Origin of the sequence: Rossellomorea aquimaris (genome assembly GCF_003315075.1) — a bacterium.
In the GTDB taxonomy this organism is placed as follows: Bacteria; Bacillota; Bacilli; order Bacillales; family Bacillaceae_B; genus Rossellomorea; species Rossellomorea aquimaris_C.
Genome location: NZ_QNRJ01000001.1, coordinates 309018 through 335011, shown reverse-complemented (window position 1 = coordinate 335011; position 25994 = coordinate 309018). Strand labels below are relative to the sequence as shown.

Sequence of the window (25994 nt, the reverse complement as noted above, 5' to 3'; positions counted from 1 at the left end):
ATTCATGTAAAATATCTTCATTTCTTTTCCCCTACCCTGTTTGTTCAAAAATAAAACCCGCTCTGCGAATGTTTAGCAGAACGGGTTTTATTTCTTCTTATTCCTTACGATTGCCCATTTACTTCACTGACGATTGAAGAAAGGTCTGATTTGAATTGTTGGAGCTGCGCCCTTTGTGTCTCAGATGCCACTTCAAGTGCATTTTCAATTTGTTGATACGCTTCGTTCACTTCATTCTTCAAGTGAGCCAATTGTGAACCGTAACTTGCTCCATCTAAAACAAGTTCATTGATTGTATTCTGTATTTCAGTAACACTTTGCTCAGCAGCTTGGTACGCTTGTTGTTTGTTCTTATGGTAAGGCATGGTTGATCTCTCCTTATTCTGAAATTAGCTTTTTTAGTATGGTCAGATCAGCTGAAAATTATACCCATGAATAAACTGTTTCAGGAGAAAGCATTCTAAGAACAGGAGGGATGCCATATGAACAAAAATGATAGCAAAGATATGCGTAAAAATGCTCCGAAGCAGTCTGGACAACCGGAGCCTTTAAGTGGATCACATAAAGTGAAGAATCGCAATCACACCCGACAAAAACAACATAGCCATCACGATATGTAAGAAACAATAAGGGAGTGCGGGAATTGTGTTAACACAATTCCCGCACTCCCTCTTATTTGTCAGACAAGTTGTTTCAGAATGAAACCCATTTATTCTTTATGCTGATGATAACACCCTCACCAATTAAATTAGAAAGAATACAATGTGTAAAAGAAAAGTTGGGGGTCAGGTGTAAATGAGCAAGGAAAGGGAGGATTTCTATTTAGAGAACTGGGAGGAGAATATGAAGGATTGGCTATTGGATCCTGCTACGGTTCAATTGGATGAACAAGAATTTAGAGTCGACTTCCTCGATACAACGGAAGCGTTCATCGTAGAAATCGAAACAGAAGATATTCATCCAGAGGAATTAATCATTAAGAAAAATGATACACAATTGGTAGTATCGATACTGATGAAGGACGAAATCAAGGTGAGAAACCGGACCATTCGTTTTCCCTTTTGTTTAAAGCAACGGGCAATCACCTATTCAATCGAGCATCATACCATTGAAATCAATGTCCCTAAAAAGGAATGTCCCTCCCCCACTTCCTTCGTCATCCGGGTCCAGGGGTTATCTAATGAGTAATCATCCTCTCTAAATAGATGAAAAGGTCTGAAGTGAAAACTCAGACCTTTAAACATGTTTATAGGGGGTCAATCGATGTTACAAGAAACTCACGACTTTCGGTTTATCGTTTCACATCATGCAAAGTAAATCGAGTCTCTTTTTTCTGCTATTATGCCTATCCTATTTAAGAGAGCTACTAACCTTCAAAAAGACCCCCGTTTATTTTTCTTCAATCATTTTGAGGAATTGGCCAGTGATCCTCTTTGATAAAATCCTTACATGATAAGGAAATCGGTTTCTTTCTTTGGAAAAAGAATTGAACCAGATGACTTTTTCATCTAACGCGATGAATGGAATATCCGTAGTTGCTTTTTCTATTTTGATGCTGTTACCCGCTTGCGAAGCGCTGCTGTTTTTACATTGGATTATGACGTTTATCTCACGGGATACTGTGTCTAATATGCTCAATATCTCTTCAGGGATATCTGTCACAAGTCCCACGTTCACTACGATTTTTTGTTTAGCTGCCTTGAAATCTTTCACCAGTCTGTTTAGATCACTCACATCCATCCACTTCATTTTCTTGGTAGAGAAAGGGGTGAGTGATGAACTTGTTTCCTTATGCCCTTCCTGTTGAAGATGACGTATGAACTGATGAATGGGTTGGGAAGAATGGGTCTTCTCCTGAATAAATTGGTCGTTTGCAATAAGAACGAACTTTCCCCTCGCTCGCGTAATGGCTACATTCAGTAGCCTGTCGCTTCCTTTCCGAGTAAGTAGTGCCCCCGGTTTCCCGTGGGAAGCTCCATCAACAAGGTCAAATAGGATCATGTCATTTTCCGAACCTTGAAAGCCATGAACCGTAGCGGCATATAAATTCGTTTGAGGATGTGTGGTCTTTACTAACTCGTCCAGTAAAAGGTTATACCATTTCGCTTGCACACGGTAGGGGGTCACGATCCCAATAGATTGAATACCATCCTCGATTGCTTCGGAAATAAGGTTGATCGTTGCTAAGCTGGATAGGACGTTCCAACGGGAGCCTTTTTGCGTCTCTGCCCATTCCGTACCTTCTTTGAGTGAAAATAACACCGCTCCATGAGAAGGGAAAGGCATTTTATTCGTAATCTCCGCTCTCATCTGTCGTACCGAATGGTGATCGCCCACCTTCGAATGGTAAATAAAGTGATTGGTAAATGCCGAAATACTTGGATGCATTCGCCGCTGTTCTGGAAGTAATAATAATTGAGAATGGTCCTTGCCTTTATCTACGGCGTTTGCTACCTGAGCCGAATGAAAGATGTCTTCCTTCAGCCACTTGGTTACCATCGGATGAAAGGACGTAGAAATAGGCGGGAGCTGTTTGAAATCTCCGCAAATAATGATCTTTTTTCCAAGGGTAGCGGCAAATGCTACCTGAGGTATATACGCCATGCTTGCCTCATCCACGATAACAAGGTCAAACTCTTCTTCAAAAAGAATACCGTCAATGGCAGCTTTAGAGAGAGTCGTACCGATGACCCTTGCGTCTGTGACAAGTTCACCTTCTCTTCGTTTAAACTTTTCTTTGATTTTTTGATAATGAACCTCCAGTTGAGACAACCGTTCTGAATCATAACTTGAATACGTTTTAGTCAGTTTATTTTTTAGCCTTCTCCTGTAGGTTTCGACCTTTCCTTTTTCCTCTGCTAGGCTGGGATCAAGTTGTTCTAATAATTGAAGCACGCTTAAATCTGTGACATCTTCACTATACGCTTTCCGGCTGGTACCATAGCGGATGACCTCCCCTCTCTTCCACCGATTGTGGCTGCTGAGAAAGTGATACATTTCTTCTATTAAGACATCGACTGCAGCATTACTATGGGAAAGAAGCAGCACTTTTTTTCCTTCTGAATAATGATAAGCGGCGACTCTGGCAAGAGTATAGGTTTTTCCTGTTCCAGGTGGTCCCCATAGGTATGTGACAGGATTATACTTACTGCGCACATATGCTTCGTGTAAAGGGTTATTAAACGCAGTCTTCGGATGCCTTGTTTCTTTCATTGGATTCATCATATGCTGAATACGCTGTGTTTTTCCAGTTCGCTCTTTTGCTTCCTCTAATCTTTCTATTAACTTCTCTAATGTTTCCCATGGTTCATGCAATATTTGACCATAAGAAATGGTATCTCCTATAAACTGATCGAGTTCAATCATGCACTCCCGGTCCTCTGAACTGATCACCACCCCTGTGATCCTTGTTTGCTTTCTCTTATAAACTACGCCTCCTCCTTCTGGTAAAGACGCAGGATAACTAAGGGTGAACCAATAAATATAGGCATTTTCTTCTTTTCGGATACATCTGCCTTCTTCTATCAAAACCCCAGATGTTTCCCGTTTTTTTAGTTGGAGAATTTCCATATCCAGAGCGGTTTGCCACTCTTCTATCATTTCTGTCGTTTTCATCTGAATCACCTTTGCCATACGTAAAAAATCACGAACCTTATCATAACAATTTATTATGTGAGTGTATATGGTAAATGGATTTTCGGGGAATTCTTATTGGGGATAGTTAGTGTTCAGATGATGTTGTTCCCAGTTTGGCAAAATCTTTGAATAAAGGAATAACAAGCAATAAAACGTATTAAATCACACTAAATGAAAAAAAGAACCGATATATGCAATCGGTTCTCGAGCAGATTATAGTTCAGATGTTAAACGATTTAATTGCTCTGCAGATATCGTTAAGTGAGAAATGGCGTTTGATATCTCATCCACAGCTAAGGAAATTTCTTTCATTTCTACTTCAACTTGTTCACTTTGGCTTTTAGACGAGCCAATGGATTCTACTATTTCCTCAAAGAAGATATGTGCTTTATTTGTTGAGCCCATACCATTTTTAGCAAGTTCTTCAACTGAAATGATATAAGCGGAAATTTTATCAACTTGCTGTTTCGTACCTGAAATAAGACTTGATACATTGGTGACCGAACTTTTCGTTTGATCTGAAAGCTTCCGAACCTCTTCTGCCACTACAGCAAATCCCTTTCCATGTTCTCCGGCGCGTGCTGCCTCTATACTTGCGTTAAGAGATAGTAAATTTGTTTGCTCTGCAATGGTTTGAACGATGGCAACGATATCGAATATCTGATTCGAAATTTGTTGCAATTGATAGATTTCCTTCAGCATTTCTCTCATATCTGAAAGAATTTTACTCATATGTTCTTTTTGAACACCCATCTTATCTTTTCCTTCAGTAGAGAAATGACTGATTTTTTCAATAGATTGAGTTCCTTTTGTAGTTAAAATACTAACTTCGCTCATTCGATCATTAATTGAATCTAAAGAAGCCATCGACTCTTCTGAAATAGCAGATAAACCTGTCGATGCTTCATGAACCCTTTCCGTCATTTTTTCTTTTAAACGCAGTGAAGTGGCTCTGATTTCTTCTATTTCTTCTTCATATGCCTCTAAAACTAATTGCTGTTCAAGATTTAGAATCTTAGTGAATGCATTGATGACGTTGTTGTAATCTTCCATATGGGTAACGTGTCGGTACATTACTTTAAAAAGGGTGGTTTGAAGATTTTGGAATGAAGCAATATACCATTTTGTAGGTAAGCCTATATGGATATGCATCTTTGCAATTTTTCTTCGTTTTTCTATAAACGGCGTATCAATGATTCCGTTCGTCATTTCAGCAATATGGACGGCAAGTGTTTGTTTTAATCTGTCGATGGAACTGTATTTTTCGATAATCGCTAGTAGGACTGGGTTATTTTCGATTGGATGGTAGAAACCATCGATAATTTCTTGTATATTCTCCTCTAAATACTGTTTCGTTGAACGTAAAACAGCTAATTCTGCTTCTGACAATTGGATCATTTCTAGTTGTTTTTTTACACCCGGTGAAACTGTTATGCTTACTTCAGGCAATCTCGATTCTTCGTTTAATCTGTTAACGTTCTCTTGTTTTGATTTCCTCTTTAATAGCAGCATGGTTACCCCTCTTTGTTATTTTCTAAGAAAAAAATTCCTTTTTTGGTAATGAGACTTTACTACCATAACAAAAAAACACCCTGGTGAGTATGGGGTGTTTTAGAGATTTAGTGACAATATTAAGAATTCATATAGCCCTGCTTGACTACTCTTCTTCCTCTTCTACAAATCGCTCTGCATAGTACAAAACATCTTCTACATATTTGTCGCTATGATTGTAGGCAAATACGGCTTGTTCGATTTTTCCATCGGCTGCTCCATTTCGTTCCAAATAGTTTGCAGCACTATACACGGCATCCTCAATTTGAAATGGATCGGCTATTCCATCTCCGTTTGCATCGACACCATATCCACCATACTTTTCAATGACGTCAGGGTCTGTTTTTTGGTTTTGTGGGATATTCCCCTTCCCTAAGCCTGAGCAACTGGGGTGTGACCAGCCGACAAATGTACATGGCATGAATTGCATGTGTCCCTCAGCTCCCACAGGAGACACAAGAGTCTTCATGGTGGAGAATTTCGTTTCGACCCGGTGATGGGCAGCCAGTAAATACCATGGTACCCCGTATTCCTCTTCAGCTGCTTTATAAATGGGAATATATTCGGGAGGTACCTCCTCTTTACCGAATGAGGACAGGGTATAAGTGGCTTCTCCATTATTTACGGCATAATAAATAGCAAGGATGATGATGGGTATAAGGACGATCGTAAATGGTGATGACCGTTTTTTCTTACTGGGACGCTTTTTTGTGGCGGTTTTTTTAGTCATCGAGGCTCGATCCTTTACAAGAATATTGATTCCTCTTGTATTCTAATACGAGAACCACTCTGTGACAATCATTATGTATAAAAAAAGATGACCCCTGTAGTCGGTTCTTCCTTCACCGGATGTTGGTGGAGGAATCATTGACTTTGGTTTGAGGTCATCTAACCATTATTTATTTATTTTTAACAAACAAACGCTGCTCCAACGATAATTAATAGGATGAATAAAACTACGATTAACGCAAAGCCACCAGCGTACCCACCACCGCAGCCATATCCATATCCAGGGTATCCATACATCATCAGTCACCTCCAGTTATCTTACTACGATATTAATGTATGTAGTGGACAAATTGTAGGTTAATTAAAATCAGCATTGACTTTTCGACTATGAAATACATCTGGAGCAGATTGCCTATGAACAGTGGGTTTTGCATATCATGGAGGAGCGAAAAATGAGTAAAATGTCTAGATAGGAAGTGCTCGATATGAAAAAAAAACGCCTGGAAAAATTCCAGGCGCTAAACCGATTCTTACATATGTTCTTTCGGTACTTTCGGTTCTTTTGGTTTTCTTGGCTTAGGTTTGATGTATAATCCAAGCTCTTTTTTCTCTTGATTCAGTGATTTATACAGAGACACCATCATCAGGGCCATAATGACCGAGAATGGCAACGCCGCGACAATCAGTGCATTTTGTAAGGCCTGTAATCCTCCGCTATAGAGCAGGATTAATGCAACAGTAGACTGAGCAAGCCCCCAAGTTAACTTCACATAGTTAGGTGGAGTTAATGATCCATAGGTTGTTTGCATTCCCAGAACGAATGTAGCGGAGTCAGCAGACGTTATAAAGAAGGTTCCGATTAACGTGATGGCAATGACTGAAAGGATCGTTGACCATTCAAAACCGTTAAATATAGCAAATAATACCTCTTCTGTATTCAGACTTGATAAATCTGTTCCTGCTTGTTGAATTTCAATGGCAGATGTACCAAAAGTAGCGAACCAAATGAAACTGACTAAAGCAGGCAGAAGGAGTACACCGATTAAGAATTCACGAATGGTTCTGCCTCGTGATACACGTGCGATGAAGATTCCAACGAATGGAGACCAGGAAATCCACCATGCCCAATAGAAAATCGTCCAGCCATTGATCCACCCGCGATGCTCTTCATTTAATGGTGCAATCCGGAAACTCATGGCAGCGATATTTTGAATATAAGCACCGATTGTATCAGTGAACATATTCAGGATGAGCAATGTAGGTCCGATAAAGAACATTAACACGAACAGTCCAATTGCCAGTACCATATTCGTATTAGATAAATATTTAATTCCCTTACTTAATCCAGACCATGCAGATATCATAAATAAGACGGTTACAACCGCTATGATAATGAACTGAACGGTGAAGTTATTTGGAACTCCCAGTAAGTATGAAAGTCCTCCGTTAATTTGCGCTGCACCGAAACCAAGCGTTGTGGCAACTCCGACAACAGTAGCGAATACAGCAAGTACATCGATGATCGTTCCCAGTGGACCGTTCACTTTATCTCCAAAGATCGGTTTCAATGTAGCTGAGATTAAGCCGGGCTCATCTTTACGGAACTTAAAATAAGCAAGTGCTAAAGCGACAATCGCATAGATTGCCCACGCATGTATTCCCCAGTGGAAGAACGTATAGCGCATTGATTCTTTAATCGCCTGATTTGTTCCACCTTCAGCTAGTGGAGGCGTCAAATAGTGTGACAGCGGCTCGGCTGCCCCCCAGAATACTAAACCGATTCCCATCCCTGCACTAAACAACATGGCGAACCATGTTCCTTTCGTGTACTCAGGTTTCTCGTCTGGCTTTCCTAATCTTATCGTTCCGATTGGACTAAAGATCAAGAATACGCAGAAAATAACAATCACTGTGACTAAAATAAGATAATACCAACCGAATGTTGAGGTAATAAAGCTTTGCATATCAGCTGTTACACTTTCGAATGACTTTGGCGCGATGACACCATAGGCAACACATGCTGCAACTAATGCAATGGTAATCCAGAAAACATTTGATATCCTCTTCATAAAATTCTCCTTTCCATTTCCAATGTATTTTTTGCTCTTTTCTGTATGAAGGTAACGACAGCCGGATTGAGGGTGTTTATATTGGTATGTACACCAGCGGCAATCATCTTCAACTTGAAAGAGTCTCAGTTAATGCAGATGGGAATATGTGCATTCTGAGGATTGTGGAGGAATAATTACTTATTACCTATTCCCTCACCACACTCTCATAAAACCAACATTTGTTACCCTATCAGAAAAAAGTTTAACTTTGCAAGTGATAACCATTATATTTTTTTATAGTGTTTGTCATTTAACCGTTTTCATTCCTATTCTTTTTTTTGATCTGAAAGCCCATTTAGGGATTTTCCAGCATGAGAAACTGGAAATGAATACGTTTTATAACGCAGGGTAGATAAATTTGGTTGACAGTCAAAATTAACTTTTATATAGGAAGAATAGGATTTTGATGGATAGAATTAAAGGTGTCCTTTAAATTCACTTGAAGCTTTAATTGGGAATACTGGGTGAAGTTTTTGTAGTAATTTTCATGTATCGGTGAATGTTAAGAAAAGAATGTATGGGAGGAGGTCGAGTCATGAAAAATAAACAAAACCAATCGCAACATGAAACAGCTGAAAAATTAGCTCAACAACAAATGGGTGAGGAAATTGAGATAAAATCCGTAGCTCCTTCTGCTAGAGAAGGTTTAAAAGTTCAAGGAAAATAGTTTTTTGATACAAAAAGGACGCCTGAATCGGCGTCCTGACTATTGGTTACTCTTCAATGATTTTCACTTTGACATCTTGTACACCATATTTAAGGGCATCTTTTTCTTTTTCCATATAAATGTCGATGCGTTTTCCTTTAATGGCCCCTCCCGTATCTTCCGCACGGGCATAACCGTATCCTTCAACATATACTTTAGATCCCAGTGGAATGACACTTGGATCGACGGCAATGACTCTGGCATCAGGGTTCTCGATTAAGTCCACTCCCGTCTTTGTAATGCCGATACAGCCCTCACAATAAGCTGTATACGCAGTAGCGGTTACGTTAACCTCTTTCACAACCTTATCCTCGGAAGTTTCCGTATCAGCGGATTTAACAGCTTGTTCTTCTTCTTGTCCGTTATTCACAGTATATCCTTCTTCTAAAAGTTGTTGGCGTGTGCCAACCTCATCTATCGAAACATGATATCGATTTGCAATCTCCCAAAGAATATCGCCTTGTTCTATATTATGATAATCATTCATTGCAGTATCGTCTGATTCTGCAGAGGCAGAAGTAAGTCCGATTGTTAGAAAAACTGTGAAGGAAAAAATGGAAAATAATACTTTTTTCATCTTGTGAAATTCCTCCTTTTGTGTTCGGTCTATGAGACCAACAGTTGAAATAGTAACATAGACTTACCTCAGATACATAACAAAGTGTTTATAAACCGATAACAATTAGATGACAAGCGTGTAATATTTATTGTTTTCTGTCGATACTGCTGGAAGTGTTTCTAACTCTTTCATTTGAAGGGAAATCTTAGTTGTAAAGCGTGGATGAATGGAAAATAAATGGTAATGGAGAGGCTGTCAAGAAAATTATTCCATTTGCATCTATAAGCTATTAAAAATGTATGGAAGAATAAAAAACCACTGAGAATGACATCTCAGTGGTTCCAATCTATTAATTGCTTTCAAGAATTTTTACGTTAACTGATTTTCTGCCCCAATCAACTGCTTGATCTTTTGATGGGATGAATACATCGATTCGATTACCTTTAATCGCTCCACCTGTATCTTCAGCCGTTGCATAGCCGTACCCTTCAACATATACCTTAGATCCCAGTGGAATTACATTCGGGTCTACTGCAATCACTTTAGCATCTGGATTTTCTAAAAGGTTAACACCAGTGGCTGTCGTACCTGAGCAACCTTCACAACTTGCTGTGTAAGCAGTTGCTTCTACTGTGATTTCCTTTACAGCTTCCTCTTGTGCAGCTGGTTCTTCTGCTGCAGGCTGTGCCTCAGCCGGTTCTGTTGCAGGCGCTTCAGCTTCTGGAGCTACTTCTGCTGTTTCTTCTTGAGCAGGAGCTGCTGCTTGCTCAGAAGTATTTGCAGTAGCTGAAGGTGCTTTTTTATCTTCTAAATTAAGGACTAATTCTTGTCCAGGGACAATCAGATCACTTTCAAGTGCGTTCCAGCTTATTAAACTGTCGACGGAAACTCCATATTGTGAAGATATTCCCCAGAGTGTGTCACCTTTTTTAACTGTATAGTACTCTTTGGATGATACCGTGAGTTCTTGGTCAGGATAGATTAAGTGTGAATTTAAATTGTTCCATTTCATGAGTTGATCAACGGATGTGCCGTATTCCTGGGCAATTCCCCATAAAGTGTCACCTTTTTTAACTTCGATGTCTTGTGCTGAAGCGCTAGCTCCACCAGACACTGCAAGTGTAGTAAATGCAGCCACAGAAATAATCGATTTTTTTAGTTTCATAGAAAAATTCCTCCTTATGTAGCTAGCGGTTTATTTATTTTTGCTAACAGGGAAAATACTAACATAGTAAAATCTCAATTCAATAACAGGAACTTTAATATCGTGCGTCAAGAATATTTCACGACTGTAATAGAAAGCGATTTCCTGTATAAACTATCATATAGAGGAATACAATGGTAATTATAGATGAAAATAATAGTTATAAAGGATATTTATGGATGAAATAGTTAAAGAGTTCTATTCTATTTTCACGCTGAATTTAGAAATACAGTGGTCTTTTCGTAGGTGAATAATTAGTAAATGCTCTTTATAACTTTAAATAAAACAAGATTTAGTCTTAAAGAAGAAGGAAGTTTAATCTTAACAAGCTGGAAGATCCCTACTATACTATAAGAAGGAATGGTTGAATTGGAGGATGACAAGGTTGGATAATCAGGAAGAAAATATCGTACTTTATAAAGATGATCCCGACGAACACAGTGGTCGTTGCGAATGTGGGAACAATATTTTTAAATCACGTGTATTAGATGGAAAGTTTTATCGGAAGTGTCAAGAGTGTGGTAAAACGAAAATCGTTTAATAGAAAAAAGGGAAACCGGTTTTTGATGCCGGTTTCCCTTTTTTCTAATTATTCATTTTATGAATGATCGTAGAAGCAAACTGAACCAATTCATCTGTTGTATGATTAATTTGCCTGATGGCTTCCACGATATGATTTAATTCAGTTTGGTTTCGTTTGAACATACCCATATAGTTTTCCATTTCCATTTGAACGGTCATAATGCCGTTTTGTACATTCCCGATTTCTTTTCGGGAGTTCTCCGTTAAGTCAGTCATGTTAAGAACACGGTTTGAAACAACTCCGATTTGCTGGTTGCTTTCATTCACGAGCTGATGGATGGAGTGGCTCAGTTCCTTTGAGTCTTCGGCAAGCTTTCGCACTTCAGAAGCAACAACTGCAAACCCCCTGCCCTCATTACCGGCCCGGGCTGCTTCAATCGAGGCATTTAGTGCAAGAAGATTTGTCTGCTCGGCTATTTGCTGAATCGAATTAGAAAGAGGTGTAATCTGTTCGGCTATTGATTTTACCCCTTGGATCTCGTTTAATAGCGTTTTGATTTGTTCAGTTATGATGCCAAAGCTGTCGATCATATTATCTGTTTGATCTTTGTTCATTTTGGAAAGCTGAAGGAGATTTTTGCTGCTCTTTTCTGTGTTTTCAGATTCTGCACGGATACGTTCCGCTTTCGTAGCGGTCTCATTTAGACTTTTTTCTGTTTGGCTTAATGAAGAGCCGAGTTCTGTATTCATGTTGAGCATTTCTACTTGCAGGGCCTGGTTTTCCTGATGAAGTTTCTCGAGCTCATCCATTCTGCTTTGGATATAGTATTCAGATACAATACTTGCGTCTAAATGAATACCATGGTCAATAGCGACCAGTACGGAAGCGAGTTTAGATGGGTCGTTTTGATAAAGTTCTACAATCTTAGGGATCAATAAATGCTGAATGGTTGTGTAGGTGGAAATAAACCAATCAATTGTAACGCCATTCCGGTTATGGGTCTTCCCCATCCTCTCCCTCATGGAGAAATATTCTTTATTTAATTCACCAGAGAATAGAGAACGAAAGTAATCATGGAAAACTTTCTTTAATCGCTCTCGGCTGGAATGATTCACAGCAATCTCTACTAAACTTGGATGTTTGTATAGATGATCCAATACCGTTTCAAGCAAGGAATCGGATAACTGCTCATAGACGGGGAGAACTTCTTTTAATTCGTTCAAATGGTGTTCCTGGAATTGCATATAATGCAATCTTTCATTCAGTTTCTTGTCTTGCAGGACAATGATGTTGGATGTAGGGACGATTACAGGTTCAGTCTTGGGTTTTCTTGAAAACAAAACAGCCATGGGGGGTTCCTCCGATAAATAATGATAATTTTAATGTTATATGTATAAACTTTGTATAACTTTAATATATCTACTTTACCCCAACTTTTTTCCTATGACAATCATTTTGTTTGTAAAATTTAAATAATTCAATGGAGCGTGGCCCTGTTGGTCCTACAAGTGAACAATGCCCAAAGTCCAGGTTTCCACTCCCCCCTTTTCCTTTCCTCATATGTATCATAGTCGCATTTAGTTGTACAAAACATATACAAAAAGAGGGACGGACCTTTGATCCTAGGAGCTACTCCTAGGAATCAAGGTCCGTCCCTCACTGCTTTATTGTGTTAAAATGATTGGTTCGTCTTTGGTTATGATGATGGTGTGTTCGATTTGGGCAACGAAGCTGTTGTCGGGTGTGATGTAGGTCCAGCCGTCGCCCTTTTCGATTACGTTTTGTGCTTTGGTTGAGATGAAGGGTTCAAATGCGATGACCATCCCTTCTTTTAACAGTGCATTATCCCATGGATCGAAATAATTTAAGATGTGGTCAGGTTTCTCATGAAGAGACCGTCCTACACCGTGGCCGGTTAAGTTCATAATCACCGTATAACCATTTTTTCGCGCTTCATTATTAACCGCTTTGCCGATACCGTTTTGTTTAGATCCTGCTCTCGCTTTCTGGAGTCCTGCTTCGAATGAATTTAATGCCGCCTCGCATAAATCTGTAAGCTTCGGGTCTCCCTCTCCAACAACAAATGAGATTCCTGTATCGGCATAGTAGCCATCTTTAGATCCGGATACGTCAATATTGACAAGGTCTCCCTCCTTGATCATACGGTCACCGGGTATCCCGTGAGCCACTTCTTCATTCACACTGATACATGTGAAACCAGGAAAATCATATTCTCCTTTAGGTCCTGAAATGGCTCCGTTTTCTTCAAACAGTCTTCCGGCAATATCATCAAGCTCTTTAGTCGTTACACCAGGCTTTGTCAGAGAGCGTAATTCATCACGGATCATTGCCACAATGCGGCCGACTTCTTTTAACGCTTTTAAATCTTCATCAGTTTTGACAATCATAATATCTTCCTTCTCTTTTGAAATTTTACCTTCCCTTACTATACCGAAACACACTCTGTTTTTAAAGGGAAAGCTGTTGTTTAGTCTGGTGGTTTATTATGATGGGATTCGCTTCCTGCAATTACTCTATCAAACAAAAAGAAAGAGGATGGGGATGACGAAGGACATGATCGTGGCGGTTAATGCCATGGCGGCACCACTTACCGCCCCTTCCCTTTCGCCCTCTTTAATAGCCTGTGCCGTCCCTACTCCATGGGAAATCACTCCAAATGGAAGTCCTTTTGCGATGGGGTGCTTTACATGCAGCCACTTTAATATAGATGGTATGATCATAGCTCCGAACATACCCGTCACAATGACGACCGTGGGAATGACTTCTATATTCGCCTCAATCACCTTCCCTATATCGACTGCTACGGGGGTTGTAATGGTTTTAATAAGCAAGGAGCGGCTCCACTCAGATGGGATCCCCAACCACATACTGAAGAAATAAGAAATAAGCATAGACATTCCACTTCCGGACAGGATACCGAAAAGTATAGGCTGTACATGCTGTACCAATAACTTTCGGTGCTGATAAAGGGGGTACGCAAGGGCCACAGTAGCAGGTCCAAGTAAATACGTTATAAACGAAGTGAAGTCTGCATACTGTTCGTAAGGAATATCGATGATCAATAATGTGACAATGAGAGCTATCGTACTAATAAATATAGGAATGGTTACGGGGTTTGGCCAAAGTCGGTGAATCTTTACGCCAAAGATAAAATACAATACTGTAATGCCTAATGCCATCAGTGAACTAATGAGATGGATCATGGTCTCGTTTCTCCTTCCATCTTATTAAACTCTCTGCTGATAGGGCGGTCGCTACAAATCCGGTTATCCCGCTAATAACCAGAATGACAATGAGTTTCCAACCGAAATCAATAAAATATGGCCCCAAAACCATTGCGCTAACAGACAATGGAAGAAAAAAGAAGGAAAAATGTCTTAGAAAAAATCCTGTACCGTCCATTAATAATCTTTCTTTTACTACTCCCGTTAATAGTAGTAGAAACAAAAAAAGCATCCCTATAATGCTTCCGGGAATGGGTAAATGAAAGAAGTCTGTACACCACTTTCCAATTTCGAAAAATAAGCATAGAATGGCAATTTGAATGATGATCCGAACAACCTGCATAATTTTCTCCTCGCTTTATAGTCTTCTCACGATTTTATCACAAATGGCAGGTCAATAGAGAATAGTGTTGAACTCAAAAAAAGAGCATGAGGTTCTCACCCCATGCTCTTTTAGAAAGAATAGTATGGATTAGCTCTTTAAAGAGCTCCTATTCATTTAATCATTTATTTTAAATTATTTTTACGAACGCTTCGGCAGTTGACTGACTGGATTGTGGATTCTGCCCAGTCACGAATTTCCCATCGGTGATGACATGGTCACTCCATGCTTCAGATTTTTCAAATTGAGCTCCCTGCTCTCTTAATTTTGTTTCTAATAAGAAAGGCATTAATGAATCGAGGCCCGTTTGCTGTTCTTCTTCGTTGGTGAATCCTGTCATGCTTTTTCCTTCAACCAGCCATTTTCCATTTGACAGTTTCGTTCCAACGAATCCAGCAGGACCGTGGCATACAGACCCAATGGCTTTGTTGTTTTCAGCAAAGTGAGCCAGTGCTTGTTGAAGTTCCGGACTGTCAGGGAGATCAAACATCGTTCCGTGTCCACCCGGTAAGAAAATCCCTGAATATTCGTTAACGTTCAATTGCGAAAGGACCATCGTTTGATCCAATTCTTTGGTGACACCCTTCCACTTTTCCACCTGTTCATCATCAAGGCTGTTAGGATCTAAAGGAATGCGGCCTCCTTTTAAGCTAGCCACATCTACATCGAATCCCTGATTCTTAAATTCTTCATATGGTTCAGCGAACTCAGATAACCAAAGACCTGTTTCGTGTTCATCATCAATTTTGCTTTCATTCGTTAAAACCATTAATATCTTTTTCAATGTGTACCCTCCATTTTTATATAGCTATTATCCTACTCTTTTGTTTTATCCTCTTATCTTGAAATTAAACTTCCGTATTACAATTATTTTTCTTTTGCAAGGATATAAGCATAAAAAAACGACTCCCTTATGAGAGTCGTTTCGATGGGTTAATGTATATCAAATACGAATTGAATTTTCTTTTCAACAGGATCCCAACTAAGGTAAGCTGAAAACTCCTTTTCTCCTTTTTTGAAACCGTCGATGCGTTCGGATTTCCCATCTGCGAGCACTTTTTTCACGATTGCCTGGGTCATACGCTTTGAGAGAATGGTCTTAGAAATGGTGAAGCTGCACCTTGTTTTTTGATAATTGGAGCATCCGTAGAATTTTCCTTTGTCAACCACTTTTCCGCCACACTTCAAGCATGTGCCGACGCTGGTTTTCGATGTTCTTTTACCTTTATTCCCTTTGGACCGTTGGATGGAATCCGTATCGAGATCTTCGAAATTCCATGTGTTTGCCTCTTGAAGAGCGTTTTGAACAAGTTTATCGCTTAATTTCTTTACTTGCTCCATAAACTCTGGTGCGGACGCTTGCCCTTTTCCTATTTCCTGAAGTCGCTGCTCCCATTTTGCTGTCATTTCAGCTGATGCCAACACATTTTCACCAATTGCCCGAATCAAGACTTTTGCTTTATCGGTTGGATAGACAATGTTCTTTTGGATATCAATGTAGTTCCGATCTTTAAGCATGGTTATGATTCCAGCACGTGTTGCCTCGGTACCAAGACCTTCTGTTTGCTTTAACACTTTCTCGAGCTCATCATTATCCATGTATTTACCCGCTGTCTTCATTAAGGTAATCAGTTGACCTTCTGTGTAACGCTTAGGTGGCTGGGTTTTTCCTTCCTTGGTATGGACACTCTTGACAGTGCCCTTGTCGCTTTCCTTAACAGGTGGCAGGAGCGGTTCGTCATCCTTTTCATTCTGCATCAGAACCTGTCTCCATCCTTCTTGGAGAATTTGCTTTCCTTTAGAAATGAATTCAGCCCGTTCGTCCACGATGGTAGTGATCGTAGTGTAATTGATCACAGCTTTGTCGTGATGTGCAGCGATAAAACGTTTAACCACTACATCATATATTTTCCTTTCGTCCCCTGATAGAGATTGAGGATCGGTTACTTGTTCAGTTGGAATAATCGCATAGTGATCAGAAACCTTCGCTTCATTTACAAAACGCTTGTTATTCAACAGGCTCTTATGAGGAGTGGGGATCCAGCTATTGTAAGGACTGTATTCCTGAAGCTTAGACAATATTTCCGGGAAGGTTTCTGCTTCCCCTTTGGTTACATATTGTGAATCCGACCTTGGGTAAGAAACAATCCCCTTTTGATAAAGCTTTTGCAGAACATCCAATGTTTTTTTAGGTGAAAATTTATATATTTTGTTAATCGTTGCCTGAAGAGCTGAAAGATTAAAAAGTAATGGAGGAGCAAATTCTTTTCTTTCTGTTTTCATCTCTAGTACGGTTGCAGGCTTCCCTTGGCAGAACGAAGCAATCTTCTCTGCCAGTTCCTTTGTTTGAATACGGGATTCTCCATCCTTCTGCCAAACCCCTTCGTACATGTGATCTCCCATTTGAAAGGTTGCTTTCACTTCCCAGAAGGGTTCGCTTTTGAATTGCTCTATTTCTTCATCTCTTTTCACAATTAAAGCAAGAGTCGGAGTTTGTACCCTGCCTGCAGAGAAAACATCCGACATGCCTTGCTGCTTTAGTAGAATGCTATACGCTCTCGATGCATTCATTCCCACAAGCCAGTCCGCACAAGCACGGGAATAGGCTTCATAATAGAGGCTCCGCATTTCCGTTTCTTCTTTTAAACTGGTGAACCCTTGAATGATGGCTTTCTCTGTCAGGGATGATATCCATAATCTTTTCATGGGTTTTTGCACCCGGGACATTGAAATAATATTCCGGATGATCAACTCACCTTCACGCCCGGCATCCCCTGCATGGATGATTTCTGTGACTTCCTTTTTCTTTAGAAGGTCTTTGATGACTGCGAATTGTTTCGCTTTTGCCCGTTGAAGCTCATATTGAAATCGTTGAGGAATGATGGGGAGGTCTTCCAACGTCCACTTCTTCCATTTGCTTTCATATTTTTCCGGGGCTTGAAGCTGAAAAAGATGACCTACAGCCCATGTGATATATGCCCCCTTGGGGAACACATCATTAGCATGTACTTCAATGTATCCTTGGCGTTTTCGATGAGGAAAAGGTTTAGCGAGGGTTGCTCCTTGATCGGGTTTTTCGGCAATAACAACTTTCATATCATTCTCCTGTCCAGCTTTATGATTCCTTCATTATAGCATGTTTTTCAGAACTCTTGTTCTATGTATGTGGAGAAATCATACTTGTTTTTTATCAGTCATATTCGAAACTAGTTTAATACAAATCTACTTGATAGAATAGGGTTGATTTTTTTTGCGGTACCAAGAGTGGCGTGAATGTACGAAGAGTGATCGTGGGGTATGTAATTTTATAGTGAAATGGTGTTACAGATTAGAAGTCCTATCTGTAACACCATTTCCTTATTGTCCTAAATTTTCCAGATTCCCTTTAATCTCTTGTAGCTGATTAAAGGTATTTACGATCTCAAGGTTTTGTAACTCTGAAATTTGGACTTCTCCCTTATCAATTTCGACTAAGGCACGATCAATTCCTTCCAGCGCTTGGTCATTATATCCTTCCACTTTTTTGTGGATGCTTTCTGCCAGCTGAGGCGGGGTCAGATCATTGATCTCTTGTATTTCTGTCTTCATGTCTTTTAATCTTGTTTCAAGTGCCGGTATGTTGGATGAATCTGCCGCTGCATTTTCCACTAATCCAGGAAAATCGTTTGCAAATTGTTCTGCTTCATTTAAATAATCGGTCATTTCCTCAACATAGGTCAAACTGTTATTTGCTTCCTCGAGGATCCCGCAGCCTGTCAGCATAAAAAAGCTGAATAATATGATTAATTTTTTCACTGAATTTCATCCTTCCCTAGCTTTCTCTCCCTATATATACGAATGACCTTCGTATTGGTTTCATTTCATTTCATAAAAAGAAGGCTAACACGCCGTTAGCCTCCTCCATGTTCTATTTAATGATCTGCAGTTCTTTAGGGAATTTGGTCAATGTTTCGTAACCATCCTTCGTTATTAGTACATCATCTTCAATTCTTACGCCGCCAATTTCCGGAACGTAAATTCCAGGCTCGATGGTGTAGGTCATTCCTTCTTTTAATATCCCATTATTTAAATGGCTCATCGATGGGAATTCATGTACGTTGATCCCAAGGCCGTGACCGATCCGGTGGGGGAAATAGTCTCCATACCCTGCTTCTGTAATGATATCCCTTGCGATTTGATCCAGGTCACCAATACGGTTTCCGGGCTTACTTGCACCCAGGGATGCCAGTTCTGCTTTTAATACGGTATTGTAGATTTCTTTTTGCTTGTCTGAAACCGATTTATAAGCGAATGTACGGGTGATGTCAGAGGTATATCCTTCAAGGACAACACCAAGATCAAACAAGACAAAATCTCCTGACTTCAGCTTCCGGTCTCCTGGGTTTCCGTGTGGATCTCCAGCTTTTTCACCAAAGAGCACCATCGTAGAGAAAGACATTTCACGAATGCCTTTTTTCTTTAATTCATACTCGATCTTTGCAAGAACTTCCATCTCCGTAATGCCTTCTTGGAGTGCACTTATACCTACTTCAACCCCGAAGTCTGCCATTTCAGCTGCACGACGCATGATGGCGATTTCGCCATCATCCTTCACTACACGCATCTCATTTAATTTATCTTCAACATTCACTATATTCGGTGAGTTGAACATATTTATAAATGCCTGACTGCGGCCATACGTTAAGACTTCATTTTCGAAAGCCACCTTGCGGCCATCAATTCCTCGTCTTTGAATGGCTTGTTGAATGAATCCCCATGGATTTTCGTGATCAGAGTAGCCGATCACTTCGTTATTCCAACCGGCATCCTTCACTTGACGTGCTTCCATTCCAGGTACGACCACAAATGGATCGGCATCCGGAAATACAACCAGTCCCATCAAGCGCTCATGTGGATCCGTGTGGAAATTCGTTAAGTAAAATACATTTTCAGTTGAATTGATGAATGCGGCATCGATATTTTCTTCTTTTAACCAATTTTTAAGCATTTCTATACGTTGTTTCATCGTGAGTTCCTCCTCGAATTTCGTGATGTTATGTAATCGATTAATATGAGCATATATATGCTAACACATTTTGAAGAAAGTTTGAAATAATCGTATTGAATCGGAAGGTACTCAATGGGGTTGTTTGTTTTTTTGATAGGGGTAAGCTTTTCCTACCTCTTGCCTATAAAGTACGGGGGAGGTTTGTGATATAATTTGAAGCATACAGTGAATGTAGGGTGGGAGTGGCCACTTCCTTATAGAAGGAGGTGGTGCTTATAGTGACAACGTATGAGGCGTTAACGCTAATGATTACCTTTGGCTCTTTAATCGTCTCTATCATTGCCGTAGTTATTTCAAACGACAAAAAGAAATAACCCCACCCTCATGAAGCGCCTAAACTTTGAAGGGTAGAGTTATGTTCCTTTCTCTATTGGGCCACTGCTTTCCTTGCAGTTTGCTGTGTAGCAAGAGACATTGGTTGCCGCCAGTGTCTCTTGTTTTATCATTATGCTCTACTTTTAAGATAGTATAAATACAGTCGGAAAGCAAGATGAGTACAAGCAAACTTTACGAAAAAATAATGCCTGGAGAAGAAATTCTCTACATGCTTTATTAATACACAGGGTCTGTTTTCTTAGGCTTTCGAACAAGTGCCATGATTCCTGCGATCAGGAACAGAAGGCCTGGTACGAAACCAAATCCTATTGTGCCAAGTCCGATGACTAGGGCAGCGATGATAAACATGATTCCGGACAATACCGGTTTTTTATTTTTCACAATGGTCAGTACAGCAATGATCCCCAGGATGGACGCAATGATTCCTAAGATAACAAGGTACGATCCAGTTGATTCAGCAGCGTTGATAATGGAGCTTAAATCTCCTGCAGTCATCTCTGCATTTTGTATATTTGGATCACTCTCCATACCTTCTTCGAGTTGGGACATGACCTCAGGATTACTCATCCCCATATTAAGTACGATTCCGATTATGGAAAATAATGCGGATAAGATGATTCCGATTACTCCCATCACTACTTCTCCTGTTCGTTTCACCATTCTACTCTCTCCTTTATAGATAAATACTTTATAATATATTGTGCTAAAACGATACTATTCCTTTAAAAGGATAGTGTGTTTAGCTTCTTACTCATGTAGGCTTCCATGATGGAATGATCTTCTGGAAATCCCAGGGGCAGGTTCTTTAACTCTTGAAGTGAAAACCATTCGATATTATGTATTAATTGATCAGGGTCCTGTATGGTGGCCACTCCTCCCAGGAGCTGGACTTCATAGTAATGAATTCTTATAGAAATACTTCCTTCATTCCCCCACTTTGTATACAAATGATTTCCTACTTCAACATCATAGCCTGTTTCTTCCCAAACTTCACGTCTGCAGCACTCCTGAAGGGATTCACCCGATTCCATCCCCCTGATGGAACAGACCACCGTTTCTCTTCTTCTTCTTTCCCTTGTAATACCATCAATAAACGACCTTCATGCATGCAAAGAGCGGATGCACCAATCCATTCATTCAATCAATCACCTCATTTCGTGTGGAGGCATAACTCATTCAATTATTTAATAAATGAGCAGATGTCTCCTTTAGCATATTCTCTCTTTTGACAAAATTCTCCTTCTGTTCAATAAAATTCTTTATATTCAGACATTTTCAGATCGTGCTATAAGGTCCGTCCCTCTTTGGTCTTTCTCATTCCGAGTTTCTTTAAGATGATGATTTCCATTATGCTCCATGGAAGGACTGCTTTGAGTAATAGGGTTAATCGCACTCCTTTGCCTATGGGAATTCTAAATGATTTTTTCTTGTTTAGTGCTATTTCCCGGACGATCGAGGCAACCTCCCTTGGATCTCCGAGTGTATCTGCACCAGCTTGAATTTCCGAGTTGATGGCTTCCATGTAGCGATAGTAAGGAGAGTTTTCTTGCATCGAAAGTGGAGTGACTTTCTTACCTGATGTCCAGATATTCGTTTGATAAGAACCGGGTTCGATCAGATGCACAGATATGCCAAAGGGTTTAAGCTCCAATCTCAGACTTTCCGTGTATCCTTCTAATGCATGCTTAGAAGATACATAAGGACTGAGTCCAGGAAAGCCGAATCTGCCGCTAATGCTGCTCATATTGATGATCTTCCCTTCTCCTTGCTTTCTCATATAAGGGAGAACAAGTTGAGTCATTCTCATGACACCAAAAACATTCGTTTCAAATTGTTCACGAAACTCATCGATTGTAACTTCTTCTGCAAATCCCGCACCGGCAAACCCTGCATTATTCAGGAGGATGTGCACCTTGCCCAAATCATTAAGGGCGGTAGAGAATTCCTTGATGGATGGTTCCGACGTAACATCCAATGGATGCACTTCCACTAAATCCCCCACCTTTAGTTCCTCAGCCCTTTGAAGCAATGCACTTCCTTTATGTGGGTCTCTCATGGAGGCGATCACTTTATATCCTAGTTGTGCAAGCTCCAGCGTCGAGAGAAAACCAAACCCGCTATTCGCCCCCGTCACCACGGCTATTTTATGATTCATCTCAGCTTCCTCCCCATTTTTTCTTTCTATTAGTATAGCAATAATGGTTCTTAGCCACTGAGTTTTTTATCAAAAAAATGCAAAAAAAGGGTGGCTTCATCCCATTGAAGCCACCCTTTTAACGAGGAAGTCGTGTCAATTTCTATTCTTAATCTACAGCAACCCCATAGGATATTCAACAACTCTGAGAAGGGATGAACAGGTCTCTCGGGAAATGAATAGTCATCTATGGTCAATTTCATCAACTATTCATATATTTATATAATTGTAAGCATATTTATGGATCATTATTTTGCCTGCGTCGAACCAACTATTTTTCCATCACTAGAATAAAAGTTCACTTGAGGAACATGGAGCATGCCCTCGTAAGGTTCGATGTTAGTTTACATATTTTTCCTGATTTTATCATGATTCTTACAGGAATTCCTCATGTATACAAACAAACCGGCAGAAAATTCATTCTGCCGGTTTCCTGCTTACGACTGCAAATCTACTGGGACTACTGCACTCTTAAGCTCACTATTTAATTCCGCTCTATATTGCTGTTCCTGCTCTGTGTTCCACTTCAGAAGCTTCGCCATTATCTCAATTACAGGCTCCTTCCATTTCTCCACCCACTCACGATCGAAGAATAAAGCACCAGTCCGTCTAATAAAGAAATCAACCGGCGTCGCGGCCATCTCCTCCTGAATCGCATAAATCAGTTGCGCATATAAATAAGGAGGGACGGACCTTTCATCATTTGTTCCACTATAAGCATGAGCAAGCTTATAGAGCTGATCCACGTTTGAACCGTACATGGCTGCAAGCTTTCTTCCCTCTTCCTCTGTTAATCCAAATTGATGCGCCTCATCTGTTTTTTGATCAACAAACGCTCGGAAGTTTTTCGATCCGCCTACATGGCCTCCAGAGATCGGCATATGCTTCGTAGAAGAAGTGGGGAACTTCTTCTTGTTCTCTTCTTTTAATCTTTTTGATACAAGGTCAACCACTGTTTCCCCCATTTTACGGTAACCAGTAAGCTTTCCGCCGGCAATGGTGATGAGTCCACTTTCTGCTTCCCAAATTTCATCTTTACGGGAAATTTCAGAAGGGTCCTTCCCTTTTTCAAAAATTAAGGGTCGTACACCTGCCCAGCTCGATTCCACATCCTCTTTCCCTACAGATACATCGGGAAACATAAAGTGAATCGCATCCAGGATATAATCCCGGTCCTCAGATGTCATATGAGGAGATGATTTTTCCTGATCGAAAAATGTGTCTGTTGTCCCGACATAAGCTTTGCCATCTCGAGGAATCGCGAATACCATTCTTTTATCAGGAGTATCAAAGTAAACCGCCTGCTGAAGCGGGAACTTGCTTTGATCAATGACAAGATGAACACCCTTAGTTAAGCGAAGTTGTTTGTTATTCGTACTGTAATCCTTACCGCGTACATCATCTACCCAAGGACCTGCAGCGTTGACGAATTTTGAACCGCGGATTTCGATCGTATCGCCCGTCACCAGGTCTTCAGCTTCAATTCCGACTACTTTCTTATTTTCATAGAGGAATCGCTGGGATTTCATATAGTTTATGACAGTGGCACCGTGTGCAACTGCTTCTTTCATGACTTCTATGGTTAAACGTGCATCGTCTGTACGGTATTCAACGTAGTAACCGCCTCCTTTAAGGCCATCTTTTTTCACAAGGGGTTCCTTCTTCAATGTTTCTGAAACTGAAAGCATGGAGCGTCGTTCACTTCTCTTTACTCCAGCGAGGTAGTCATACACCTTTAATCCAATCGACGTGCTGAATTTACCGAATGTGCCCCCCTTATGAAGGGGGAGCAACATCCATTCAGGAGTCGTTACATGAGGTCCATTTTCATAAACGATTTCCCGTTCTTTTCCCACTTCCGCTACCATTTTCACTTCGAATTGCTTCAAATAGCGTAAGCCGCCATGAACGAGCTTTGTAGAACGACTGGAAGTCCCGGCTGCGAAATCCTGCATCTCGACTAGTGCCACCTTCATTCCACGTTTCGAAGCATCAAGGGCAATGCCTGCTCCGGTAATTCCCCCTCCGATCACAATCATATCAAAGTGGTTTGAGGCTAATACTTGTTTCACTTCTCTTCTTGCAGTACTTGAAAAGGTCATAGTGGGTTCCTCCTAAGGTATATATAAATAGTTTAAGTTCTCACTCTTCTTGTTTAACCATAAAAAAAGAGACCAAAACGAACATTATGGTGAAATAGTTCCATAATGCAGGTTTGGTCTCTCGTGGTCTCTAACCGAACTTATTAACTTATAAACAGTATATCATATGTTCATTTTATTTAAAAGCCATAGCTGCCTTAACGGCTTTTTTCCATCCGTTATATAGTTCTCCTTGAGTTTCAACAGGCATTTGCGGTTCAAAATCTTTATCTTTATTCCACTGCTTTGATATCTCATCCCGGTTATCCCAGAATCCTACAGCTAACCCCGCTAAATAAGCGGCACCTAATGCCGTTGTTTCATTTACCACTGGTCTTTCGACAGGTACAGATAAAATATCGCTTTGGAATTGCATTAAGAAGTCATTTTTAACAGCACCGCCATCGACTCTCAGTTTCTTAAGGGAAATTCCGGAGTCCGCTTCCATCGCTGTCAGCACATCTTTCGTTTGGTAAGCAAGAGATTCCAGGGTGGCTCTTACAAAATGCTCTTTAGATGTTCCTCTTGTTAAACCGAACACAGCTCCGCGAACATCACTGTCCCAATAAGGAGTTCCTAATCCTACAAAGGCAGGAACAACATAAACGCCGTCTGTAGTGTCTACCTTTTCTGCATACGCCTGACTGTCCTTCGCGTCCTTCAACATACGAAGGCCGTCCCGAAGCCACTGAATGGCAGAACCGGCCACGAAAATACTTCCTTCCAACGCATACTCCACTTTTCCATCAATTCCCCATGCCAAGGTCGTCAGTAAACCATTATTAGACTTTACAGCTTTTTCACCTGTATTCATCAGCATAAAGCAACCAGTTCCATACGTATTCTTAGCCATACCCTCTTCATAACAAGCCTGTCCAAACATTGCCGCCTGCTGATCCCCTGCTGCACCGGCAATCGGAATCTCCTTCCCGAAGAAATGGTAAGGTACCGTTTTCGCATAAATTTCCGATGAGGGACGGACCTCTGGAAGCATGCTCTCAGGAACGCCTAATATGTCAAGTAGCTCCTGATCCCATTTCAAATCGTAAATGTTATACATGAGCGTGCGGGAGGCATTGGAATAATCCGTTACGTGGGCTTTTCCACCTGACATTTTCCAGATCAGCCATGTGTCGATCGTCCCGAATAAAAGCTTGCCATTCTCCGCTTTTTCTCTCGCACCCTCTACATTGTCAAGAATCCATTTAACCTTGGTACCAGAGAAGTAGGCATCAATCAATAATCCTGTTTTGTCACGGAACGTATCGTTATGTCCCTGTGATTTAAGTTCTTCACATATCCCCGCTGTTTGACGTGACTGCCACACGATGGCGTTGTAAACAGGGTCTCCGGTTTCTTTATCCCAAACGACCGTTGTTTCACGTTGATTGGTGATCCCGATCCCCTCAATCTGATCGGGTTTGATATTGGACTCGGATAAAAGGCTAGCAATAACGGCTAAAATCGATCCCCAAATTTCGTTCGCACTATGTTCAACCCAACCCGGCTTTGGAAAATGTTGAGTGAATTCTTTTTGTGCAGTATGGACGATTTCTCCCTCTTTATTAAATAAAATCGCTCTTGAACTTGTCGTACCCTGATCTAATGATAAAATGTATTTCTCCATTTT

At 40.5% G+C, this 25994-nt stretch carries 25 protein-coding genes and 1 pseudogene; 5 read left to right on the top strand and 21 right to left on the bottom strand.

Translation table 11 applies throughout. The features are described 5' to 3' along the window. Positions 1–104 precede the first annotated feature (104 nt). Positions 105–365, bottom strand: coding sequence for a hypothetical protein (locus tag DET59_RS01670; protein ID WP_113967855.1), 261 nt, complete (start codon positions 363–365; stop codon positions 105–107). Between the two features lie 117 nt (positions 366–482). Between DET59_RS01670 and DET59_RS01665 the strand changes: the two genes are divergently transcribed. Together DET59_RS01665 and DET59_RS01660 are read left to right on the top strand one after the other, a co-directional pair. Beyond that, positions 483–620 carry a small acid-soluble spore protein P gene (locus tag DET59_RS01665; RefSeq protein ID WP_113967854.1) on the top strand — a complete coding sequence of 46 codons (138 nt, stop codon included), beginning with the start codon at positions 483–485 and terminating at the stop codon, positions 618–620. Between the two features lie 175 nt (positions 621–795). After that, a complete protein-coding gene (locus tag DET59_RS01660; protein WP_113967853.1) occupies positions 796–1188 on the top strand; it encodes an Hsp20/alpha crystallin family protein in 393 nt (130 codons plus the stop codon). Positions 1189–1389: 201 nt separating this feature from the next. Here the strand turns inward: DET59_RS01660 and DET59_RS01655 are convergent, their stop codons facing one another. The 5 genes from DET59_RS01655 to DET59_RS01635 form a co-directional block, all read right to left on the bottom strand. Further along, positions 1390–3615, bottom strand: a complete 2226-nt coding sequence (locus DET59_RS01655) for a DEAD/DEAH box helicase (protein ID WP_181778026.1) — start codon at positions 3613–3615, stop codon at positions 1390–1392. Between the two features lie 234 nt (positions 3616–3849). Continuing rightward, positions 3850–5148, bottom strand: coding sequence for a globin-coupled sensor protein (locus DET59_RS01650; protein ID WP_113967851.1), 1299 nt, complete (start codon positions 5146–5148; stop codon positions 3850–3852). A 145-nt stretch (positions 5149–5293) separates the two neighbouring features. Further along, on the bottom strand, positions 5294–5917 hold the full coding sequence (locus tag DET59_RS01645; protein ID WP_113967850.1) for a lytic transglycosylase domain-containing protein: 624 nt from the start codon (positions 5915–5917) through the stop codon (positions 5294–5296). Positions 5918–6096: 179 nt separating this feature from the next. Then, positions 6097–6213, bottom strand: coding sequence for a YjcZ family sporulation protein (locus DET59_RS01640; protein ID WP_220154053.1), 117 nt, complete (start codon positions 6211–6213; stop codon positions 6097–6099). 233 nt (positions 6214–6446) lie between these two features. Beyond that, positions 6447–7985, bottom strand: a complete 1539-nt coding sequence (locus DET59_RS01635; protein ID WP_113967848.1) for a glycine betaine uptake BCCT transporter — start codon at positions 7983–7985, stop codon at positions 6447–6449. 577 nt (positions 7986–8562) lie between these two features. On the opposite strand from DET59_RS01635, the gene DET59_RS21945 reads away from it, so the two are divergent. Continuing rightward, positions 8563–8694 (top strand): hypothetical protein, encoded by a 132-nt coding sequence (locus tag DET59_RS21945; protein WP_258549532.1) that lies wholly within the window; start codon positions 8563–8565, stop codon positions 8692–8694. A gap of 46 nt (positions 8695–8740) precedes the next feature. Here the strand turns inward: DET59_RS21945 and DET59_RS22230 are convergent, their stop codons facing one another. Next, positions 8741–9310: a 3D domain-containing protein gene (locus DET59_RS22230; protein ID WP_181778025.1), complete on the bottom strand. Its 570-nt coding sequence runs from the start codon at positions 9308–9310 to the stop codon at positions 8741–8743. Positions 9311–9641: 331 nt separating this feature from the next. Next, on the bottom strand, positions 9642–10457 hold the full coding sequence (locus DET59_RS01625; RefSeq protein ID WP_113967847.1) for a 3D domain-containing protein: 816 nt from the start codon (positions 10455–10457) through the stop codon (positions 9642–9644). Between the two features lie 415 nt (positions 10458–10872). Between DET59_RS01625 and DET59_RS21490 the strand changes: the two genes are divergently transcribed. Then, complete coding sequence (locus tag DET59_RS21490) at positions 10873–11037, top strand: DUF8096 family protein (RefSeq protein WP_181778024.1); 165 nt, start codon at positions 10873–10875, stop codon at positions 11035–11037. A 44-nt stretch (positions 11038–11081) separates the two neighbouring features. On the opposite strand, the gene DET59_RS01620 is transcribed toward DET59_RS21490, so the two are convergent. From DET59_RS01620 to DET59_RS01585, 8 genes are all read right to left on the bottom strand, one after another. Further along, on the bottom strand, positions 11082–12368 hold the full coding sequence (locus tag DET59_RS01620; RefSeq protein WP_113967846.1) for a globin-coupled sensor protein: 1287 nt from the start codon (positions 12366–12368) through the stop codon (positions 11082–11084). A 315-nt stretch (positions 12369–12683) separates the two neighbouring features. Beyond that, positions 12684–13427: a type I methionyl aminopeptidase gene (gene map, locus DET59_RS01615; protein WP_113967845.1), complete on the bottom strand. Its 744-nt coding sequence runs from the start codon at positions 13425–13427 to the stop codon at positions 12684–12686. Between the two features lie 129 nt (positions 13428–13556). Further along, complete coding sequence (locus DET59_RS01610; protein ID WP_113967844.1) at positions 13557–14243, bottom strand: LrgB family protein; 687 nt, start codon at positions 14241–14243, stop codon at positions 13557–13559. Next, the gene (locus DET59_RS01605; RefSeq protein WP_113967843.1) at positions 14227–14607 is read right to left on the bottom strand and encodes a CidA/LrgA family protein; all 381 of its coding nucleotides are present in this window, start codon (positions 14605–14607) and stop codon (positions 14227–14229) included. Before DET59_RS01605 ends, DET59_RS01610 begins: the two co-directional genes overlap by 17 nt. A 169-nt stretch (positions 14608–14776) precedes the next feature. Further along, positions 14777–15430: a type 1 glutamine amidotransferase domain-containing protein gene (locus DET59_RS01600; RefSeq protein WP_309472422.1), complete on the bottom strand. Its 654-nt coding sequence runs from the start codon at positions 15428–15430 to the stop codon at positions 14777–14779. A 149-nt stretch (positions 15431–15579) separates the two neighbouring features. Next, entirely contained in the window at positions 15580–17742 is a 2163-nt protein-coding gene (locus DET59_RS01595; RefSeq protein WP_113967842.1) for a DNA topoisomerase III, read from the bottom strand. 261 nt (positions 17743–18003) lie between these two features. Further along, on the bottom strand, positions 18004–18441 hold the full coding sequence (locus DET59_RS01590; protein ID WP_113967841.1) for a DUF6376 family protein: 438 nt from the start codon (positions 18439–18441) through the stop codon (positions 18004–18006). A 112-nt stretch (positions 18442–18553) separates the two neighbouring features. After that, positions 18554–19651: a M24 family metallopeptidase gene (locus DET59_RS01585; protein ID WP_113967840.1), complete on the bottom strand. Its 1098-nt coding sequence runs from the start codon at positions 19649–19651 to the stop codon at positions 18554–18556. A gap of 260 nt (positions 19652–19911) precedes the next feature. On the opposite strand from DET59_RS01585, the gene DET59_RS21935 reads away from it, so the two are divergent. Continuing rightward, positions 19912–20007 carry a putative holin-like toxin gene (locus tag DET59_RS21935; RefSeq protein WP_253275457.1) on the top strand — a complete coding sequence of 32 codons (96 nt, stop codon included), beginning with the start codon at positions 19912–19914 and terminating at the stop codon, positions 20005–20007. Between the two features lie 238 nt (positions 20008–20245). Here the strand turns inward: DET59_RS21935 and DET59_RS01580 are convergent, their stop codons facing one another. From DET59_RS01580 to glpK, 5 genes and pseudogenes are all read right to left on the bottom strand, one after another. Further along, the gene (locus tag DET59_RS01580) at positions 20246–20689 is read right to left on the bottom strand and encodes a DUF4064 domain-containing protein (protein ID WP_113967839.1); all 444 of its coding nucleotides are present in this window, start codon (positions 20687–20689) and stop codon (positions 20246–20248) included. Positions 20690–20751: 62 nt separating this feature from the next. Beyond that, positions 20752–21170 (bottom strand): annotated as a pseudogene (locus DET59_RS01575) (NUDIX domain-containing protein). Positions 21171–21314: 144 nt separating this feature from the next. Further along, a complete protein-coding gene (locus tag DET59_RS01570; RefSeq protein ID WP_113967838.1) occupies positions 21315–22184 on the bottom strand; it encodes an SDR family oxidoreductase in 870 nt (289 codons plus the stop codon). A 476-nt stretch (positions 22185–22660) separates the two neighbouring features. Further along, positions 22661–24325, bottom strand: coding sequence for a glycerol-3-phosphate dehydrogenase/oxidase (locus DET59_RS01565; RefSeq protein WP_113967837.1), 1665 nt, complete (start codon positions 24323–24325; stop codon positions 22661–22663). Between the two features lie 175 nt (positions 24326–24500). Further along, on the bottom strand, positions 24501–25991 hold the full coding sequence (gene glpK, locus DET59_RS01560; RefSeq protein WP_113967836.1) for a glycerol kinase GlpK: 1491 nt from the start codon (positions 25989–25991) through the stop codon (positions 24501–24503). Positions 25992–25994 lie beyond the last annotated feature (3 nt).

Coding starts and splice junctions, on each gene's coding strand:
- DET59_RS01670 (WP_113967855.1), bottom strand. CDS start 365: ATGCCTTACCATAAGAACAAACAACAAGCGTACCAAGCTGCTGAGCAA.
- DET59_RS01665 (WP_113967854.1), top strand. CDS start 483: ATGAACAAAAATGATAGCAAAGATATGCGTAAAAATGCTCCGAAGCAG.
- DET59_RS01660 (WP_113967853.1), top strand. CDS start 796: ATGAGCAAGGAAAGGGAGGATTTCTATTTAGAGAACTGGGAGGAGAAT.
- DET59_RS01655 (WP_181778026.1), bottom strand. CDS start 3,615: ATGAAAACGACAGAAATGATAGAAGAGTGGCAAACCGCTCTGGATATG.
- DET59_RS01650 (WP_113967851.1), bottom strand. CDS start 5,148: ATGCTGCTATTAAAGAGGAAATCAAAACAAGAGAACGTTAACAGATTA.
- DET59_RS01645 (WP_113967850.1), bottom strand. CDS start 5,917: ATGACTAAAAAAACCGCCACAAAAAAGCGTCCCAGTAAGAAAAAACGG.
- DET59_RS01640 (WP_220154053.1), bottom strand. CDS start 6,213: ATGTATGGATACCCTGGATATGGATATGGCTGCGGTGGTGGGTACGCT.
- DET59_RS01635 (WP_113967848.1), bottom strand. CDS start 7,985: ATGAAGAGGATATCAAATGTTTTCTGGATTACCATTGCATTAGTTGCA.
- DET59_RS21945 (WP_258549532.1), top strand. CDS start 8,563: ATGAAAAATAAACAAAACCAATCGCAACATGAAACAGCTGAAAAATTA.
- DET59_RS22230 (WP_181778025.1), bottom strand. CDS start 9,310: ATGAAAAAAGTATTATTTTCCATTTTTTCCTTCACAGTTTTTCTAACA.
- DET59_RS01625 (WP_113967847.1), bottom strand. CDS start 10,457: ATGAAACTAAAAAAATCGATTATTTCTGTGGCTGCATTTACTACACTT.
- DET59_RS21490 (WP_181778024.1), top strand. CDS start 10,873: ATGACAAGGTTGGATAATCAGGAAGAAAATATCGTACTTTATAAAGAT.
- DET59_RS01620 (WP_113967846.1), bottom strand. CDS start 12,368: ATGGCTGTTTTGTTTTCAAGAAAACCCAAGACTGAACCTGTAATCGTC.
- map (WP_113967845.1), bottom strand. CDS start 13,427: ATGATTGTCAAAACTGATGAAGATTTAAAAGCGTTAAAAGAAGTCGGC.
- DET59_RS01610 (WP_113967844.1), bottom strand. CDS start 14,243: ATGATCCATCTCATTAGTTCACTGATGGCATTAGGCATTACAGTATTG.
- DET59_RS01605 (WP_113967843.1), bottom strand. CDS start 14,607: ATGCAGGTTGTTCGGATCATCATTCAAATTGCCATTCTATGCTTATTT.
- DET59_RS01595 (WP_113967842.1), bottom strand. CDS start 17,742: ATGAAAGTTGTTATTGCCGAAAAACCCGATCAAGGAGCAACCCTCGCT.
- DET59_RS01585 (WP_113967840.1), bottom strand. CDS start 19,651: ATGAAACAACGTATAGAAATGCTTAAAAATTGGTTAAAAGAAGAAAAT.
- DET59_RS01580 (WP_113967839.1), bottom strand. CDS start 20,689: ATGGTGAAACGAACAGGAGAAGTAGTGATGGGAGTAATCGGAATCATC.
- DET59_RS01570 (WP_113967838.1), bottom strand. CDS start 22,184: ATGAATCATAAAATAGCCGTGGTGACGGGGGCGAATAGCGGGTTTGGT.
- DET59_RS01565 (WP_113967837.1), bottom strand. CDS start 24,325: ATGACCTTTTCAAGTACTGCAAGAAGAGAAGTGAAACAAGTATTAGCC.
- glpK (WP_113967836.1), bottom strand. CDS start 25,991: ATGGAGAAATACATTTTATCATTAGATCAGGGTACGACAAGTTCAAGA.